This window comes from Streptomyces sp. NC-S4, assembly GCF_054353315.1.
In genome coordinates this window covers 4,678,969-4,696,321 of record NZ_CM135937.1, presented here as the reverse complement: position 1 = coordinate 4,696,321, position 17,353 = coordinate 4,678,969, and the positions used below count along the sequence as shown (strand labels likewise).

At 72.4% G+C, this 17,353-nt stretch carries 17 protein-coding genes; 6 read left to right on the top strand and 11 right to left on the bottom strand.

Annotated features, from left to right (window positions below; translation table 11 throughout):
* The first annotated feature begins 33 nt into the window (after positions 1-33).
* Together ACXNSR_RS21055 and ACXNSR_RS21050 are read left to right on the top strand one after the other, a co-directional pair.
* Positions 34-2,439 carry an ATP-binding cassette domain-containing protein gene (locus tag ACXNSR_RS21055; RefSeq protein ID WP_458637088.1) on the top strand — a complete coding sequence of 802 codons (2,406 nt, stop codon included), beginning with the start codon at positions 34-36 and terminating at the stop codon, positions 2,437-2,439.
* Positions 2,440-2,558: 119 nt separating this feature from the next.
* The gene (locus ACXNSR_RS21050; RefSeq protein WP_458637087.1) at positions 2,559-3,257 is read left to right on the top strand and encodes an alpha/beta hydrolase; all 699 of its coding nucleotides are present in this window, start codon (positions 2,559-2,561) and stop codon (positions 3,255-3,257) included.
* On the opposite strand, the gene ACXNSR_RS21045 is transcribed toward ACXNSR_RS21050, so the two are convergent.
* Positions 3,211-3,816, bottom strand: a complete 606-nt coding sequence (locus tag ACXNSR_RS21045) for a hypothetical protein (RefSeq protein WP_458637086.1) — start codon at positions 3,814-3,816, stop codon at positions 3,211-3,213. The two genes, ACXNSR_RS21050 and ACXNSR_RS21045, sit on opposite strands and share 47 nt — an antisense overlap.
* Complete coding sequence (locus ACXNSR_RS21040) at positions 3,813-4,646, bottom strand: diacylglycerol kinase (protein WP_458643354.1); 834 nt, start codon at positions 4,644-4,646, stop codon at positions 3,813-3,815. Before ACXNSR_RS21040 ends, ACXNSR_RS21045 begins: the two co-directional genes overlap by 4 nt.
* 184 nt (positions 4,647-4,830) lie before the next feature.
* Here ACXNSR_RS21040 and ACXNSR_RS21035 point away from each other — a divergent pair, with 184 nt between their 5' ends.
* The 4 genes from ACXNSR_RS21035 (at position 4,831) to ACXNSR_RS21020 (ending at position 8,823) form a co-directional block, all read left to right on the top strand.
* Entirely contained in the window at positions 4,831-6,114 is a 1,284-nt protein-coding gene (locus ACXNSR_RS21035) for an adenylosuccinate synthase (RefSeq protein ID WP_458637085.1), read from the top strand.
* Positions 6,115-6,305: 191 nt separating this feature from the next.
* Positions 6,306-6,800 carry a carboxymuconolactone decarboxylase family protein gene (locus ACXNSR_RS21030; protein WP_458637084.1) on the top strand — a complete coding sequence of 165 codons (495 nt, stop codon included), beginning with the start codon at positions 6,306-6,308 and terminating at the stop codon, positions 6,798-6,800.
* A gap of 174 nt (positions 6,801-6,974) precedes the next feature.
* On the top strand, positions 6,975-7,811 hold the full coding sequence (locus ACXNSR_RS21025; RefSeq protein WP_458637083.1) for a PP2C family protein-serine/threonine phosphatase: 837 nt from the start codon (positions 6,975-6,977) through the stop codon (positions 7,809-7,811).
* Positions 7,812-7,860: 49 nt separating this feature from the next.
* Positions 7,861-8,823: an MASE1 domain-containing protein gene (locus tag ACXNSR_RS21020; RefSeq protein WP_458637082.1), complete on the top strand. Its 963-nt coding sequence runs from the start codon at positions 7,861-7,863 to the stop codon at positions 8,821-8,823.
* Positions 8,824-8,908: 85 nt separating this feature from the next.
* Here ACXNSR_RS21020 and ACXNSR_RS21015 read toward each other — a convergent pair whose 3' ends face one another.
* The 9 genes from ACXNSR_RS21015 to ACXNSR_RS20975 all read right to left on the bottom strand — a co-directional run bounded on the left by ACXNSR_RS21015 (position 8,909) and on the right by ACXNSR_RS20975 (position 17,338).
* Complete coding sequence (locus ACXNSR_RS21015; protein WP_458637081.1) at positions 8,909-9,787, bottom strand: alpha/beta hydrolase; 879 nt, start codon at positions 9,785-9,787, stop codon at positions 8,909-8,911.
* A gap of 172 nt (positions 9,788-9,959) precedes the next feature.
* Positions 9,960-11,171: a kynureninase gene (gene kynU / locus ACXNSR_RS21010; protein WP_458637080.1), complete on the bottom strand. Its 1,212-nt coding sequence runs from the start codon at positions 11,169-11,171 to the stop codon at positions 9,960-9,962.
* Positions 11,164-12,018: a tryptophan 2,3-dioxygenase family protein gene (locus ACXNSR_RS21005; protein WP_458637079.1), complete on the bottom strand. Its 855-nt coding sequence runs from the start codon at positions 12,016-12,018 to the stop codon at positions 11,164-11,166. The genes kynU and ACXNSR_RS21005 overlap by 8 nt, the downstream gene beginning before the upstream one ends.
* Positions 12,019-12,184: 166 nt before the next feature.
* A complete protein-coding gene (locus ACXNSR_RS21000) occupies positions 12,185-12,598 on the bottom strand; it encodes a DUF3151 domain-containing protein (RefSeq protein WP_458637078.1) in 414 nt (137 codons plus the stop codon).
* A gap of 127 nt (positions 12,599-12,725) precedes the next feature.
* Positions 12,726-13,469, bottom strand: coding sequence for a ScbR family autoregulator-binding transcription factor (locus ACXNSR_RS20995; protein ID WP_458637077.1), 744 nt, complete (start codon positions 13,467-13,469; stop codon positions 12,726-12,728).
* 196 nt (positions 13,470-13,665) lie between these two features.
* Positions 13,666-14,688, bottom strand: coding sequence for a class II fructose-bisphosphate aldolase (fbaA, locus tag ACXNSR_RS20990; RefSeq protein WP_030012792.1), 1,023 nt, complete (start codon positions 14,686-14,688; stop codon positions 13,666-13,668).
* Positions 14,689-15,115: 427 nt separating this feature from the next.
* Positions 15,116-15,655: an orotate phosphoribosyltransferase gene (pyrE, locus tag ACXNSR_RS20985; protein ID WP_458637076.1), complete on the bottom strand. Its 540-nt coding sequence runs from the start codon at positions 15,653-15,655 to the stop codon at positions 15,116-15,118.
* A gap of 42 nt (positions 15,656-15,697) precedes the next feature.
* Positions 15,698-16,486 carry an aldose epimerase family protein gene (locus ACXNSR_RS20980; protein WP_458637075.1) on the bottom strand — a complete coding sequence of 263 codons (789 nt, stop codon included), beginning with the start codon at positions 16,484-16,486 and terminating at the stop codon, positions 15,698-15,700.
* Positions 16,487-16,519: 33 nt separating this feature from the next.
* Positions 16,520-17,338 carry a CoxG family protein gene (locus ACXNSR_RS20975; protein ID WP_458637074.1) on the bottom strand — a complete coding sequence of 273 codons (819 nt, stop codon included), beginning with the start codon at positions 17,336-17,338 and terminating at the stop codon, positions 16,520-16,522.
* Between the last annotated feature and the right edge of the window lie 15 nt (positions 17,339-17,353).

Here is a 17,353-nt window from a genome sequence, read left to right as displayed (position 1 = left end):
GCGCAGGCGGCCCGCCCGAGAGATGGAGACACGATGAGCAGGGCCACCGCGCCGGACCCCGGATCCGCCGCACCGCAGACGCCGCACGCCGCCGACAGCCACGGTCTGATCCGCGTGCACGGCGCCCGCGTGAACAACCTCAAGGACGTCAGCATCGAGATCCCCAAACGCCGGCTGACGGTGTTCACCGGGGTCTCCGGGTCGGGCAAGAGCTCCCTGGTGTTCGACACGATCGCCGCCGAGTCCCAGCGGATGATCAACGAGACCTACAGCACCTTCGTCCAGGGCTTCATGCCCACCCTGGCCCGCCCCGAGGTCGACGTACTCGACGGACTCACCACGGCGATCACCGTCGACCAGCAGCGCATGGGCGGCGACCCCCGCTCCACGGTCGGCACCGCCACCGACGCCAACGCGATGCTGCGCATCCTCTTCAGCCGCCTCGGCAAGCCGCACATCGGCCCGCCCAGCGCCTACTCCTTCAACGTCGCCTCCGTCCGGGCGAGCGGCGGCATCACGGTCGAGCGCGGCGAGGCCAAGACCCGGACCGTGAAGGCGACCTTCTCCCGCACCGGCGGCATGTGCGTGCGCTGCGAGGGCCGCGGCTCGGTCTCCGACATCGACCTCACCCAGCTCTACGACGACTCCAAGTCGCTCTCCGAGGGCGCCTTCACCATCCCCGGCTGGAAGTCCGACAGCTTCTGGACGGTACGCGTGTACGCCGAGTCGGGCTTCCTCGACCCGGACAAGCCGATCCGCAAATACACCAAGAAGGAGATGCAGGACTTCCTCTACCGGGAGCCCACCAAGGTCAAGGTCGAGGGCGTCAACCTCACCTACGAGGGCCTCATCCCCAAGATCCAGAAGTCCTTCCTGTCCAAGGACAAGGAAGCGATGCAGCCGCACATCCGGGCCTTCGTGGAGCGGGCGGTCACCTTCACCGTCTGCCCCGAGTGCGAGGGAACCCGGCTCAGCGAGGGCGCCCGGTCCTCGAAGATCAAGAAGGTCAGCATCGCCGACGCCTGCACCATGCAGATCAGCGACCTGGCCGAGTGGGTGCGCGGCCTCGCCGAGCCCTCGGTGGCCCCGCTGCTCACCGCACTGCAGCTCACCCTCGACTCGTTCGTGGAGATCGGCCTCGGCTACCTCTCCCTCGACCGGGCCTCCGGCACCCTGTCCGGCGGCGAGGCGCAGCGCGTCAAGATGATCCGCCACCTCGGCTCCTCGCTCACCGACGTCACCTACGTCTTCGACGAGCCCACGATCGGCCTGCACCCGCACGACATCCAGCGCATGAACGACCTGCTCCTGCGGCTGCGCGACAAGGGCAACACGGTGCTCGTCGTCGAGCACAAGCCGGAGACCATCGCGATCGCCGACCACATCGTCGACATCGGCCCCGGCGCGGGCACCGCGGGCGGCACCGTCTGCTACGAGGGCACCGTCGAGGGCCTGCGCTCCGGCGGCACCATCACCGGCCGCCACCTCGACGACCGGGCCGTGCTCAAGCCGTCGGTGCGCAAGCCCACCGGCGCGCTGGAGATCCGCGGGGCCACGGCGAACAACCTGCGCGACGTCGACGTCGACATCCCGCTCGGGGTGCTCACGGTCGTCACCGGCGTCGCCGGTTCCGGCAAGAGCTCGCTGCTGCACAAGTCGCTCTCCCCCGACGCGGACGTGGTCTCCATCGACCAGGGCGCGATCCGCGGCTCGCGCCGCAGCAACCCGGCGACCTACACCGGGCTCCTCGACCCGATCCGCAAGGCGTTCGCCAAGGTCAACGGGGTGAAGCCGGCCCTGTTCAGCGCCAACTCCGAGGGGGCCTGCCCCACGTGCAACGGCGCCGGCGTCATCTACACGGACCTGGCGATGATGGCGGGCGTCTCGACCACCTGCGAGGACTGCGAGGGCAAGCGGTTCGAGGCGTCGGTGCTGGAGTACCACCTCGGCGGCCGCGACATCAGCGAGGTGCTCGCGATGTCGGTGACCGAGGCCGAGGAGTTCTTCGGCGCGGGCGAGGCACACACGCCCGCCGCGCACCGCATCCTCACCCGGCTCGCCGACGTCGGTCTCGGCTACCTCAGCCTCGGCCAGCCGCTCACCACGCTGTCCGGCGGCGAGCGGCAGCGGCTCAAGCTGGCCACCCACATGGCGGAGAAGGGCGGCGTCTACGTGCTCGACGAACCGACCACCGGCCTGCACCTCGCCGACGTGGAGCAGCTGCTCGGCCTGCTCGACCGGCTGGTCGACTCCGGGAAGTCGGTCATCGTCATCGAGCACCACCAGGCGGTCATGGCACACGCCGACTGGATCATCGACCTCGGTCCCGGCGCCGGTCACGACGGCGGCCGGATCGTCTTCGAGGGCACCCCCGCCGATCTCGTGGAAGACCGCTCCACCCTCACCGGTGAGCACCTCGCGGCGTACGTCGGCGCCTGATCCACCCCTCCCTGGACCTCCCCGGACCTGCGGCCGCCGCGGTGGCAGCGGTCCGGGGAGCTGCCTAGCGTGGTCGGCGGACGTATCGGTACCGCCCCCACGACCGAAGGTGCAGCTCCATGACAGACAAGCCCGCCATCGTCCTGGTCCACGGATTCTGGGGCGGCGCCGCCCACTGGTCCAAGGTCATCCCCGAGCTCCACCGGCGCGGGTTCACCTCCCTGCACGCGGTGGAGAACCCGCTGACGTCGCTGGCCGACGACGCCGAGCGGACCCGCAAGATGGTCCGCCAGATCGACGGTCCGGTGCTGCTCGTGGGGCACTCGTACGGCGGCGCGGTCATCACCGAGGCCGGGGACCTGCCGAACGTGGCCGGGCTGGTCTACGTGGCGGCGTTCGCCCCGGACGCCGGGGAGAGCCCCGGGCAGATCAGCCAGGAGCTGCCGCCCGCCGCCTTCGAGAACATCGCGCCCGACTCGGACGGCTACCTGTGGATCAAGCAGGACAAGTTCCACGAGAGCTTCGCGCAGGACCTCTCGGCACAGGAAGCGCTGGTCATGGCCGTGACCCAGAAGGCTCCGCTCGGTTCGACCTTCGGTGACAACGTCACCGCACCGGCCTGGAGGGCGAAGCCCACCTGGTACCAGGTGTCCACGGCGGACCGCATGATCCACCCCGACAACGAGCGGCGGATGGCCGAGCGGATGAAGCCGCGCAAGGTGATCGAGCTCGACGCGGGCCACGCCTCGCTCGCCTCGCAGCCCGTGCCGGTCACCGATCTGATCGAAGAGGCCGCGCTCGCCGTGTCCTCGCCCTGACCGCGACCACCCGGCCCGCGAGCGCCCGGCCCGTGCGCCCGCGACGCGCGGGCCGGGCGTGGCCCAGCGCGCCGGAGTACGGGGCCCACAGGGCGGCCCCGCCCGCGGCCGGGTCGCCCGCGAGCCGCACCACCACCGTGGCCGGGGCGGCGGCCGTACGGGGCCACGGGCGCGGCGGCAGCACCCGCCGGCCCAGCAGGCCCAGGGTCAGCAACTGCCGCCCGCCGGCGAGCGCCAGCAGCGGAGGCCGCCACCGCGCCCGGACGACCACGGCCTCGTACGCGGTCCAGCGCACCGCGGGGTCCCGCACCAGGCGCCGGACCCGCCGGACGGAGCGCAGCTCCCGGGACCCGAGCAGCACCGGGCCCAGCACCAGGCCCAGCGCGGCCGCCGAGGCCGACGCCGGCGACCGGCCGATCACGGCCCCGACCACCACCGGCCAGCAGAACACCGGCAGCAGGCACAGCAGCAGCGCGTCGCGCCGCCAGTCGTCCAGCGCGTCGCTCGCGTCCGGTTCGCCCGGTGCACCCTGCGCGCCATGTGCACCCGGCGTGGTCACCGGGGCACGGTGAGCGTCCACGCGCCGGGACGCAGGGTCCACGTACGGCGGCGGACCGGGCCGGTCAGCGCCGCGTCGGCGCGGTAGCGGAAATCCGCGCCCGAGACCGTGACCGTCTCCGCCCGGGCCGTGACCGTCGATTCGGCGGAGCCGCCGCCGCCCGTCCGGACCACGACCTCCGCCGCACCGCCGTCGTCACGGGTGCGAACCGATACGTCCTCCACGGGCCGGTCCACGTCCGCCAGCAGCACCCCGTCGGCCTCGACCCGCAACCGGTGCCGGCCCGTGGCCACCCCGCCGGCCGCCGCCACCGGACGGACCAGCGTTCGCACCAGCGAGCGGTACGCGCTCCACACCGACGGCCCGGCTGGCCGCGGGAGCCCGTGCACCGGCGGGATCCGCAGCGCGCCGAGCACCACTCCGTCGCTGTCGTCGACCAGCAGGTCACAGGCCCGCACGGACCCGTCGAGGACCGCCCGGGCCGCGGCGACGGCCGACAGTGGAACACCGAGGGACCGCGCCAGCCCCAGCGACCCCACCGGGCCCACCGGAACCAGCGCCAGGGGCCCCTCCCCCAGCCCGCGCTCCCGGTGCAGCAGCCCCACGGCGCGCACCAGGGCCCGGTCGTCACCGACGATCACCAGCCGCCGATGACCCCGACGGGCAAGCGCCCGCGCAAATTCCTCCTGCGAATCCGGCAGGCAGATTTTCGCTGCCGCGCCCGCTGACAACACATCCTTCGCGATCCGCACGGACTCGCCGTCAAGACGGCGGGCGACCGGGTCGACGAGCACGAGCAGGCCGCCTACCGGCGCGCCCGCTTGGCTCATGGTGGGCTCTGGAGCCGACACCTCGGTCCTTCCTCGGGTAGCATCTTTGTGCAAGAGGCCCTTGCGCTATTGCGCCAGGGCCTTCGTCTATTCCGGGGTACCGGTCCGACGGCTCAGCCTGCGGTGTACATCGTCGTACGCCCCCTGACCTTGGACATGCCCCATCCGGAAGAGGTGTACGCCTGTGCCCGCTCTTGTGCTGCTCGGAGCTCAGTGGGGTGACGAGGGCAAGGGAAAGGCCACCGACCTGCTCGGTGGATCCGTTGACTATGTAGTGCGCTACCAGGGCGGTAACAATGCCGGCCACACGGTCGTCGTGGGCGACCAGAAGTACGCGCTGCACCTTCTCCCTTCCGGCATCCTCTCCCCCGGATGCACCCCGGTCATCGGTAACGGTGTCGTCGTCGACCCGGCCGTCCTGCTCTCCGAGCTGCGCGGCCTGAACGAGCGCGGCATCGACACCTCCAAGCTGCTCATCAGCGGCAACGCGCACCTGATCACGCCGTACAACGTCACCCTCGACAAGGTCGGCGAGCGCTTCCTGGGCAAGCGCAAGATCGGTACCACCGGCCGCGGCATCGGCCCGACGTACGCGGACAAGATCAACCGAGTCGGCATCCGCGTCCAGGACCTCTACGACGAGTCGATCCTGGCCCAGAAGGTCGAAGCGGCGCTGGAGGGCAAGAACCAGCTCCTCGCGAAGCTGTACAACCGCCGCGCGATCGACGCCGCCCAGATCGTCGAGGAGATGCTCCAGTACGCGGAGCAGATCAAGCCGTACGTCGCCGACACCACCCTGATCCTCAACAACGCGCTGGACGAGGACAAGGTCGTGCTGTTCGAGGGCGGCCAGGGCACCCTGCTCGACGTCGACCACGGCACCTATCCCTTCGTCACCTCGTCCAACCCGACCGCCGGCGGCGCCTGCACCGGCACCGGCGTGGGCCCGACGAAGATCAGCCGCGTCATCGGCATCCTCAAGGCCTACACGACCCGAGTCGGCGCGGGCCCGTTCCCGACCGAGCTGTTCGACCAGGACGGCGAGGACCTGCGCCGCATCGGCGGCGAGCGCGGCGTGACCACCGGACGTGACCGCCGCTGCGGTTGGTTCGACGCGCCGATCGCACGTTACGCCACCCGCGTGAACGGCCTCACCGACTTCTTCCTCACCAAGCTGGACGTACTGACCGGCTGGGAGCAGATCCCGGTCTGCGTCGCGTACGAGATCGACGGCAAGCGCGTCGAGGAGCTGCCGTACTCGCAGACGGACTTCCACCACGCGAAGCCGATCTACGAATACCTCCCCGGCTGGTCCGAGGACATCACCAAGGCCAAGACCTTCGAGGACCTCCCGGCGAACGCCCAGGCGTACGTCAAGGCCCTGGAGGAGATGTCGGGCGCCCCGATCTCCGCGATCGGCGTCGGCCCCGGCCGTACCGAGACGATCGAGATCAACTCGTTCCTCTAGGCAACCCGGTCCCGCGGAGGGGCGGCAGGCGCATCCCGCGCCCGCCGCCCCTCCGGCGTTTCCGGGGCGGTGCGGAAGGCCGGAAACCCGGTGAGCCGGGAATCCGGAAAGAAATGTCCCGCCCCCGGTCACATCCGCGCGCTCCCCTCCGTCAGTGCTGTGCAGACACCGACCGAAGGAGAGCAGCAGCCATGACGCACACGAACACCTCCCTCTCGCGGATGCCGAACCCGGCCGACCTCGTCCCCGAGCTGAACGACGTCAGCGCCGCCCTCTTCCGGGCCACGGGCAACCGCTCGGTGCCGCGGACCACGATGAGCCTGGTCCACCTGCGCGCCGGGCAGATCGTCGGCAACACCTACCTGACCGTCCTGAACACCGGCTTCCTCCGCAAGGCCGGGGAGTCCGAGGAGCGCATCACGGCCGTCTCCTCCTGGCCGGACGCCCCCTGCTTCACGCCCGCCGAGCGCGCCGCCCTCGCCCTGGTGGAGGCCACCCTCCGGCCCGCCCCGCACGGCCGGGAGCGGGTCACCGACGAGCTCTACGCGGAGGTCGCCGCGCACTACGACGAGAAGGCCCTCGCCACCCTCACCATCGCGATCGGGCAGATCGGCTTCTTCATCGCCCTGGCCGTCATCGGCAAGCCGCAGCCGGTCGGCTCGCTGGCCGACGAGCAGTGGGGCTGAGGCGTCCCAGCAGGCCCCCGCAAGGCCCCCGCAGGGCCCCCGCAGGGGCCGTCACGGGCCCCTGCGGGGCGGGCCCGGTCTCGGGGGGCGGGTTCCGGGTGGGCGGAAATATGATGTGCACGAGCTTTTCGCGCGGCGGAAGCAGGGACGGATGGATGCACCTCGGAGCGTTCCGTGACTCCTCGCCGTGCCCCGCGGGCGGCCAGCGCCGACCTGCTCAGCACGCTCGGGCGGCTCGCCGACCAGGCCCGCCGCGGGGTGGAGCTGCAGCAGGCCCGGGTGGACCTGGCCGAGGCGCTGCAGAGCGAGATGCTGCCCGCCTCGCTGCCCGCCCTGCCGGGCCTGCGGACCGCGGCCCGGTACGCGCCCGCCCGGCACGGCCTGGACATCGGAGGCGACTGGTACGACGGCTTCCGGCTGCCCGAGGGCGCGCTCGCCTTCTGCATCGGTGACGTCCAGGGCCACGACGTGGAGGCGGCCGCCTTCATGGGGCAGGTACGGATCTGCCTGCGCGCCGTGGCCGCCGTCGTCGTCGACCCCGGCGAGGTGCTGAGCCGGGCCAACGAAGTACTGCTCTCCATGGACCGCGACCTCTTCGCGACCTGCAGCCTGCTCCGCTTCGATCCGGAGACGCAGGAACTGGAGACCGCCCGGGCCGGCCACGTCCCGGCGGTCTGGGCCACCGTCGACGGCGCGTACGGCATAGCCGAGGACGACGGCGGCCCGCCGCTGAACCTGGTGCCCGGGACGGGGTACGCGGTGACCCGGCGCCGGCTGACGCAGGCGGGGTCGATCGTGCTGCTCACCGACGGCGTGGTCGAGGGTCCGAAGTTCCCGATCGAGGTCGGACTGGAGCGGGTGGCCAGGGTGGTGCGGGAGGCCGCGGGCACCGATCCGGGCGAGCTGGCCGCCGAGGTGATGAAGGTGGCCGACTCCACCGGCCACGCCGACGACGCGGCCGTGCTCGTGCTCACCCACGACGCCCGGCCCGACCGGCAAGACGCCTCCTAGGGGGCGTGTCACGGCCCGTGGGGGCGCCGGGCTGTTGTCTGATGCTGTTGTGGTGCGTACCGAGGGATGGCGACGTCTGCCCGCAGCTCTGCTGCCGATCCTCGCCGTCGCCGTCGCCTACTACCTGGGCGGACTGATCGGCCTGCACCAGCGTGTGGTCGTCAACGGCGCCGAGGTCACGCCGCTGTGGCTGCCGACGGGCATCGCGGTGAACTCCCTGCTCTGGCTGGGCCTGCGGGCGTGGCCGGGGATCGCGCTCGGTACGTACCTCACCATCGAGCAGATCACCGATTTCGACCCGCCCGGCCTGATCATCGTCGCGGGCAACGTCCTCGCCCCCGTATGCGCGTACCTGATGCTCCGCCGGGTCGGTTTCCGTACCGAGATGGACCGGCTGCGGGACGCCCTGGCCCTGGTCTTCCTGGGCGGCCTGCTGCCCATGCTGATCAGCGCGACGATCGGGACCTGCACGCTGGTGCTCACCGGGGACCTGCCGAAGTCGCAGTTCTGGGCGGTCTGGTCGGCCTGGTGGGCCGGGGACGCGATGGGCGTGCTCGTGGTGACCCCGCTGCTGCTGGTCCTGCGCAGGCTGGTGACGGTCCGGCGGCCCCGGGAGGGCTACCGTGCGGTCGAGGCGGCGGCCCTGGTCGTCGCCTCGGTCGCCGTCACGCTCGTGGCCACCCGGAGCCCCCTCTCCCTGCTCTTCCTCGTCTTCCCGCTGATCATCTGGGCGGCCGTGCGCTTCCAGCTCGCCGGGAGCGCTCCGGTCACCCTGCTGGTGTCGGTCCTGACGATCGCCGCGGCCACCGCCCACGCCGGGCCGTTCGCCCACCACACCCTTCTCGAGATCATGATCAACCTCCAGGGCCTCAACGGCGCGGCGGCCCTGACCGGACTGCTGCTGTCGGCCCTGGTCACCGAGCAGAACAATGTCCGCCTGAAGATCGAGCAGGTCTGCGAGGACCTGGCCGAACTGGTGGAACAACTGGCCCCGGGCAAACCGGACCGCTAGGTCGTCTCTTTCGGATCTTGCCGGCCGAGCCCGTCGCGGGCCCGGCAAGATCCGAAAGAGACGACCTGGGCCGGCCGGCTGCCGCCTACCAGGCCAGCTGCGAGATCTCCTCGGCGACCACCGCGCACGCGTCCGCCGCCGGGTCGATCAGCGGGAAGTGCCCGACCGCGTCCAGCAGGGTCAGCCCGACCATTTCGCCCGCCTTCGCGGCCGCCGCCACATACGCCTCGGCCACCTGCTGCGGGACCACGATGTCGTCCCGGCCCTGGACCACCGCCGTGGCGATCCCCGTCGGCAGCAGCGCGGCCGGATCGGCGTACGGCAGCCGCTCGTCCCAGTGGCCGGCCCCGCCCAGCAGCTGCGCGCTCGCGCCACCGCACACGCCCAGTTCCTCCGCCACGGCGAAGTCGGCGATCGGGGCCAGCGCCACCACGCCCCGCAGCATCGGCGGGGCGGACAGCCGCCACGGGGAGCCGGCCGGGAGCACGTGCCGGGCCGCGGCCCACAGCGCGAGGTGGCCGCCGGCCGAGTGGCCGGTCACGACCGTGCGGCGGACGTCGGCCTGCGGGAGCGCGTCGGCCACCAGCTCCGGCAGGGCGTCCAGCGCGGCCGCGACGTCGTCGAAGGTCTCCGGCCAGCGCCCGGCGACCGGCCCCCCGGCACCCTGGTGCGGGAGCGAACTGCCGCGCCGGTACTCGACGTTGGCCACGGCGAAACCCCGGCGGGCCAGGAAGTCGGCGAACGGTGTGACGTGTTGCCGGTCGTACGGGGCCCGCCACGCGCCCCCGTGCAGCAGCACCACGAGCGGGGCCGGCTCCTGGGCGTCGCCGCGCGGGGCGTAGAAGTCGACGACGTGGTCGGGGTGTTCCCCGTACGCGGCGGTCGCGTCCGGCGCCACGGCCGGGTGGGCGAAGGCCGAGGCGGCCTCCGCGGCATCCCGTTCCACTGCGGCGGGGTCCGTCATCGGCTCAACCTCTCGGTAAACGCGTGGGACAGCGGGGACAGATGTTCCGGTGTCCCGGCAGAGCGGGACCGTATCAGTCTGGAACACGGACTTCGGTGCGGGGACCGGAATATGACCGGGCGGACGGGGCCGTAGCCCCGCCCGCCCGGTGATGTGACGTTTCGCTACCGAGTCACCCGAAAATGTGACCCAGTGTCCGCGCGGCGCGCTCGGCGTCGGCGAAACCGACGTAGAGCGGGGTGAAGCCGAAGCGCAGGACGTCGGGTGCCCGGAAGTCACCGATGACGCCGCGGGAGATGAGCTCCCCCATGACCGCACGGGCGTTCTCGGTCCGCAGCGAGACCTGGCTCCCGCGACGGCCGTGCTCGGCCGGGGTGACCGACTCGACCCGGCCCTGCGGGACGTACGCCGCCACGCATTCGAGGAAGAAGTCGGTCAGCGCGAGGGACTTGGCCCGTACGTCTTCGACGGACACACCGTCCCAGGCGTCGAGCGCCGACTCCAGGGCCAGCATGGACAGGATGTCCGGCGTACCGACGCGGCCACGGGTCGCGCCCCGGGCCGCCTCGAAGGCCGGGGTCATCGCGAACGGATCCGCGTGGCCGTTCCAGCCCGGGAGCGGGGAGTCGAAGCCGGCCTGGTGGCGGGCGGCGATGTACAGGTACGCGGGCGCGCCGGGGCCGCCGTTGAGGTACTTGTACGTGCAGCCCACCGCGAGGTCGACGCCGTGCTCGTCGAGGCCGACGGGGAGCGCCCCCGCGGAGTGGCACAGGTCCCAGACCGTGATGGCCCCGGCGGCGCGGGCCGCCGTGGTGAGGGCGGGCAGGTCGTGGAGCCGTCCGCTGCGGTAGTCGACGTGGTTGAGGAGGACCACGGCGGTGTCCTCGTCCATGGCCTCCGCCGCGTCCGAGGGGTCCACCGGGACGACGGTCAGGCCCGTCATCCGGGCCGCCGACTGCGCGATGTAGCCGTCGGTGGGGAAGGTGGCGGCGTCGACCAGCAGCTTCGTCCGGCCGGGGGCCGCGAGACGGGCGGCGCCGACCAGGGCCTTGAAGAGGTTGACGCTGGTGGAGTCGCCGACGACCACCTGGCCGGGGGCCGCGCCGACGAGCGGGGCGAGCTTGTCGCCGATCCGCTCGGGCGCGGTCCACCAGCCGCTCTCGTCCCAGGACCGGATGAGGAGCTCGCCCCACTGCCTGGCGACGACGTCGGCGGTGGTGTCCGCGACACCGGCCGGGAGGGCGCCCAGGGAGTTGCCGTCCAGGTAGACGACCCCGTCGGGGAGGGTGAAGCGCTCGCGGAGCTTCGCGAGCCCGTCGGCGGCGTCCAGCTCGGCCGCGCGGCCGCGCAGGTCCGCGGCCATGTCCGTGGAGTTGTCAGACATAGCTGCGGGCCGTCCAGAGCTCCGGGAAGACGTTCTTCGTCGCGCGCTTCTCCAGCCAGGTCACGCCGGCCGAGCCGCCCGTGCCCGTCTTCGCGCCCATCGCGCGGCGGGTGGCCACCAGGTGGTCGTTGCGCCAGCGCCAGACGAGCTCGGCGACGTCCGTGAGGACCTCCCCGAGGCGGTGCAGGTCCCGGGTCTCGGTCTCGTCCGGGGCGGCGTACAGGCCCGTCCAGACGGCCTCGACCTCGGCCGAGGGCTCGTAGCGCAGCGACAGGTCGCGGTTCAGGACGGCGTCCGGGACCGGCAGGCCGCGGCGGGCGAGCAGGCGCAGCACCTCGTCGTAGAGGCTGGGCTCGTGCAGGGCCTTCTCAAGCTCCGCGTGGACGCGCGGGGCGCCCCGGTGCGGGACCAGCATGGAGGCGGACTTCTCGCCGAGCAGGAACTCCATCCGGCGGTACATCGCCGACTGGAAGCCGGAGCCTTCGCCGAGGGCGGCGCGGTAGGCGTTGAACTGTCCGGGGGTGAGCTGGGCCAGCGGGCGCCAGGAGGCGTTGAGGGCCTCCAGTTCGCGGAGGGAACGTTTCAGCGCATCCATCGCGACCGGGATGCGGTCCTCGCGCAGGGCCTTCGCGGCGGTTTCCCACTCGTGGACGATGACCGTGAACCACAGCTCCATGACCTGGGTCGTGACCAGGAAGACCATCTCGCCCGGGTCGTCCGAGCGGAGGTGCTGGAGGTGGGTGAGGACGTCCGCCTGGACGTAGTCCTCGTACGGGGTCGTGCCGTCGAAGTCGAGGTTCGGGGTTTCCGACCCGCCGACTCCGGAGGCATCAAGGGTTTTCGACATCGCTGTCTCCTCGACACGTGCTTCCGGGTAGCGGTCCGCCCCTTCCGTGAGGTGAGTGGAGCCCCGGTCCCCTGCCCGCATCATAGGACCCCGTCGCGCCCGCGCTCCAGCGGAGAGTGACACAGACCACACAATTTCGGCGCGTGTCACTCCCCGCCGTACGGGCTCAGGCGCTCAGCGTGTCCGCGGCCGTCGGGGACGAATCGCGCAGGAAGGTCGAGCAGCGCTCGTACTCCTCCTTCTCGCCGATCGCCTCGGCCGCGCGGGCCAGGGCGTACAGCGCGCGCAGGAAGCCGCGGTTCGGCTCGTGCTCCCACGGCACCGGACCGTGGCCCTTCCAACCGGCGCGGCGCAGCGCGTCGAGGCCCCGGTGGTAGCCCGTCCGGGCGTAGGCGTACGACTCGACCGTGCTGCCGGCGGCGAAGGCCTCGTCGGCGAGGATCGCCCAGGCGAGGGACGACGTGGGGTGCGCGGCCGCCACCTCGACGGCCGGGGTGCCGGCGGCGATGGCCTCGCGGCCCGGCTCGTCGGGCAGGTGGGTGGGGGCGGGGCCCCCGAGCAGGTTCTGGTGAATGGACATGCCCCCAGTCTGCCGGGTGCGGTGGTCCGCAGAACCCGCTGTCCCCCTGCTGTCGCCGCCGCGCCGCACACACGGGTCCGCGGCCCCACACCCCCGCCGCGTCGGGCGCATTCGGGGAGGGCCCGGGTCAGTTCGCGGGGGCGGTCGCCCCGACCGGCTCGCGGGGCGCGGGCGGACACGACGTCAGGGCCGGCTGCGTTGCGGAGCAGTCGCACCGGAAGGCCTCGTTCGGGCCGTGCAGCACCCTCGCGCCGCGGCCCGGCGCGGTGTCGAGCCGGCCCGCCACGGCCGGGACCACCACGCTCGGCAGCACGCTCGTGTAGAGCGCCGAGATCTCCCGGTCCAGGTCGAGCCCCATGGTCTGCGCCATCACGTTGAGCCCGGCGAAGGCCCCGACAACCAGCCGCGAGAGCCCCGACGGGTCCACGTGCGGGAGCAGTTCGCCGTCTTCCTTCGCCTGCACCATCAGCTCGGTGTGCAGGTCGATCCACCCCTGGTACGGCGCCGTCCGGTCCGGTTCCCGGCCCTGCTGTTCCAGGGCGAGCCGGGCGCAGCCGCGCATCAGCACGTCGTGACGGAGGCGGTGCGACAGGACCATGCCGACGTCGATGAACTCCTGCGCCCTGAACTCCTGCGGGACGACCGGCGCGCGCATGCTGAACTGGGCCTCGATCACGGCCTGCGCCAGGTCTTCCTTCGATTCGAAGTGGAAGTAGAGCGCACCCTTGGTGACGTTGGCGAGCCTGACGATGTCGGTCAGTTTGGCCGCGCCGTAACCCCGGTCCTCGAACACGACGGCCGCGGCTTCCAGGATCGCCCGGCGGGTTCGCACGGCGCGGTCCTGCTTCGTCTGCGTGCGTTCGGCCCTCATCTGCACCTGTCCCTCTCCCGCCCCCGACCGATCGTCCGTACGTGCCCCCGACACGTACCGCCGTGGGCAGTTCACACCATCGTGCGGTCACCGTCCACCGACTCCGGCACCCCCGCCGGGACCGGGGAACGCCGCAGGGCCCGGCCTCCGTCGTGGGACGGGGGCCGGGCCCTGCGGAGTGGCTCGCCGGGGTCGGCTACTTCAGCTTGGTACCGGTGGAGCGCAGGTTCGCGCACGCCTCGGCGACGCGCGCGGCCATGCCCGCCTCGGCAGCCTTGCCCCAGGTGCGGGGGTCGTACTTCGACTTCGTGCCGACCTCGCCGTCGACCTTCAGCACACCGGCGTAGTTGCTGAACATGTGGTCCACGACCGGGCGGGTGAAGGCGTACTGGGTGTCGGTGTCGAGGTTCATCTTCACGACGCCGTTCTCCAGCGCGGTGGCGATCTCCTCGGCCGTGGAGCCCGAGCCGCCGTGGAAGACGAAGTCGAACGGAGAGGCCTTGCCGTACTTCTCCGCGACACCGGCCTGGAGGTCCTTGAGGAGCTCGGGGCGCAGGACCACGTTGCCCGGCTTGTAGACGCCGTGCACGTTGCCGAAGGAGGCGGCCAGCAGGTAGCGGCCCTTCTCGCCCAGGCCGAGGGCCTCGGCGGTGCGGATCGCGTCGTCGACGGTGGTGTACAGCTCGTCGTTGATCTCGTGGCTGACGCCGTCCTCCTCGCCGCCGGTCGGGGTGATCTCGACCTCAAGGATGATCTTGGCGGCGACGGCCTTGGCGAGCAGCTCCTGGCCGATGGCCAGGTTGTCGGCCAGGGTCTCGGCGGAGCCGTCCCACATGTGCGACTGGAAGAGCGGGTTCAGACCGCGGGCCACGCGCTCCGCGGAGATGTCGAGCAGCGGACGTACGTAGCCGTCCAGCTTGTCCTTCGGGCAGTGGTCCGTGTGCAGGGCGACCGTGATGTCGTACTTGGCGGCCACGATGTGCGCGAACTCGGCCAGGGCGACGGCGCCGGTGACCATGTCCTTGTTGTGCTGGCCACCCAGGAACTCCGCACCACCGGTGGAGATCTGGATGATGCCGTCGCTCTCGGCCTCCGCGAAGCCGCGCAGGGCAGCGTGCAGGGTCTGGGAGGAGGTCACGTTGATGGCCGGGTAGGCGAACTTGCCTGCCTTCGCCCGGTCGAGCATCTCGTTGTAGACCTCGGGGGTTGCGATGGGCATCTGCCGGCTCCTTGGTTGTGCGGGGAGTGTGCTTCTTGCGGGCCCTGACCTGGGGGCGACGTCATCGTCGCGCCTATCTTTCCAGACTCAGCGCAGGGGTCCAGACTGCCGGTCTCACGTGGTGGGCGAACGGCCCGGGATGTTTCACGTGAAACATCCCGGGCGCCCGGGAAAGGGCAGGTCAGGCCGGTCCGAGGCGCGGCCGAGGACCATCGCCACCAGTTCTCGCAGTGGCCGGACGGAACCGGACGGAGGCCGGACCGGAGCTGACCGGGGGCCGTCTCGGAGCGGTCCCCGGGCCGGACCGGGAGCAAAACGGAACCGGGCCGGGGCCGGAGTGGCGGCCGGGGACCGGATCCGGAGCCGGGTCGGAGCCTTCGCCGATCCGGCTCCGGGGCCGGGGCCGGCTCCGGGGCCGGGGCCGGGCCTACGAGAGGCCGAGGTCCCCGAGGAGGTAGCCGGTGAGGTAGGGCAGACCGGCCGCGGCGATCGCGTCGGCCGCACCGCGGTCGACGATCGTGGCGACGGCGACGACCTCGCCGCCGGCCTCGCGGACCGCCTCGACGGCGGTCAGCGGGGACCCGCCGGTGGTCGAGGTGTCCTCGACCACCAGGCAGCGCTTGCCCTTCACGTCGGTGCCCTCGATACGGCGCTGCATGCCGTGGGCCTTCTGCGCCTTGCGGACGACGAAGGCGTCCAGGCGCTCACCGCGCGCCGCGGAGGCGTGCAGCATCGAGGTCGCGACCGGGTCGGCGCCCAGGGTCAGACCGCCGACGCAGTCGAAGTCGAGATCGGCCGTGAGGTCGAGCATGACCTGGCCGACCAGCGGAGCCGCCTCGCCGTCGAGGGTGATCCGGCGGAGGTCGATGTAGTAGTCGGCCTCGAGACCGGAGGAGAGGGTCACCTTGCCGTGCACGACGGCCTTGTCCTTGATCTGCTGCAGAAGCGCATCGCGTACGTCACTCATGCCTCTGAGCTTAGAGGGGGCCGGGTGGCGGGCCTAGACGGCCTAGCCGAGGCGGCGCCACGTCCAGGTGGTGGAGACCTCCAGCGGATCCACCGGGGTGACCAGGCGCGGGAGGGTGTTCAGCCCGTTCGGCGGACCCGACTGCGGCTCCACGCAGACGGCCTCGGGCTCCTCGTCGTAGATGACCACCCATTCGGCCCGGCTGGTGACCCTCAGTTCGAGGGCGCCGGGCCAGGTGAGGGTGACGTCGACCCCGTGCGGCATGCCGAAGCAGTCGTCCCAGGGGCGGGGCTTCGGGTCGATCCGGTTGCCGGTCGGGATGTGGTCCGCGCCGCGCTCCTCCTGCCAGGCGGGCTCGAAGGAGACCTCCGCGTCCGGGCCACCGGCCTCCAGGTTGCGCAGGAACCAGGGGTGCCAGCCGACCTGGGCCGGGAAGGAGTCCCCGTACGTCTCGACGCCCATGGTGAGGGTGAGCGAGTCCTCGGCGAGCGTGACGACCTGGGTCACCCGGCCGGGGTACGGCCACGGGTCGGTGAGGTCGTAGGCGAAGGCGGCCTCGGTGGCGGTGGCCCCGGCCGGACGCCAGGGCGCGTCGCGACCGAAGCCGTGGAGAGCGTGCGGCGGGTGGTTGAGCGGCATCTGATGGACGGTCGCGCCGTCGCGGAACTGCCCGTTCGCCGTCCGGCCGCACCAGGGGACCATCGGGAAGGCCCCGAACCTCGGCCCCTGGCGCAGCAGTTCCGTTCCGTCGATGCGCAGGCTGCTGATCCGGCAGCCGTTCTGCTGGTCGACCGTCACCTCGGCGCCGCCGGCGCTCAGTTGCGTACTCATGCGGTCGACCCTAATGCGGTCCGGGCCCGCTGATCAGCGACGGCGCCGCAGTACCCGGCCGATGACGACCGCCGAGGCGAGCGCGAAGGCGGCGGCCGGTGCGATCCAGCGCAGGCTGTCGCCGGCGCCCGCGGAGGCGGGCGCGGGGACGGGGGCGTACCGGCCGCGCGGCGGCGCGTGGTCCACCTCCTCCGCACTGCGGCCGATCATGGTGCGGCGGGCGTGGGCGGCCTCGGCCGGGGGCCGCGGGGCCCCGTCGGAGCCCTCGAACCGGCCGGCGAGGAAGGGGTCCAGGGACGAGGGCGGTACGTCGGTCTCGAAGAGGGGGGCGGTGACCTCGCTGCTGTCGTCCTCGGCGAACCCGGGACCCGCTCCGCCCTCCGCTTCCTCGGCCTCGGCCACCGGGTCGCCCGCCGCGTCGGGCGCGGAGCCGAGGACCAGCTGTCCGGCGGCCCGGTCCAGCAGCCGGCGCACGGCGGTGGCCGCGGCCTCCGGCGGGAAGGCGGCTGCGCGCCCGTCGGCGGTGACCTCGGCGGTGAAGTCCAGCCGGGTCCCGTCCGGGAACGGGGTCAGCCGCAGGTCCAGGGCGAATTTCACGCTCCCGCTGCCCCGGGCCTCCGTGCCCTCGCCCTCGAAGGCGAAGTGCCCGGGGTCGCGCTCGGTGACGGCCAGGGCGCCCCGGTAGGTCACGGTGCTCCCGCCGACCCGTACCTTCAGCCGGCCCGAGACCGGCCCGGCGGCGGTGCCGGCATCCCGCTGGAGTCCGGGCACGCACCGGGCCACCCGGGCGGGGTCGCGCAGCACGGCGCGGAGATCGTCTGCCGGTACCGGGACGAACACCTGATGCTCCATGTGGTCGAGCCTACC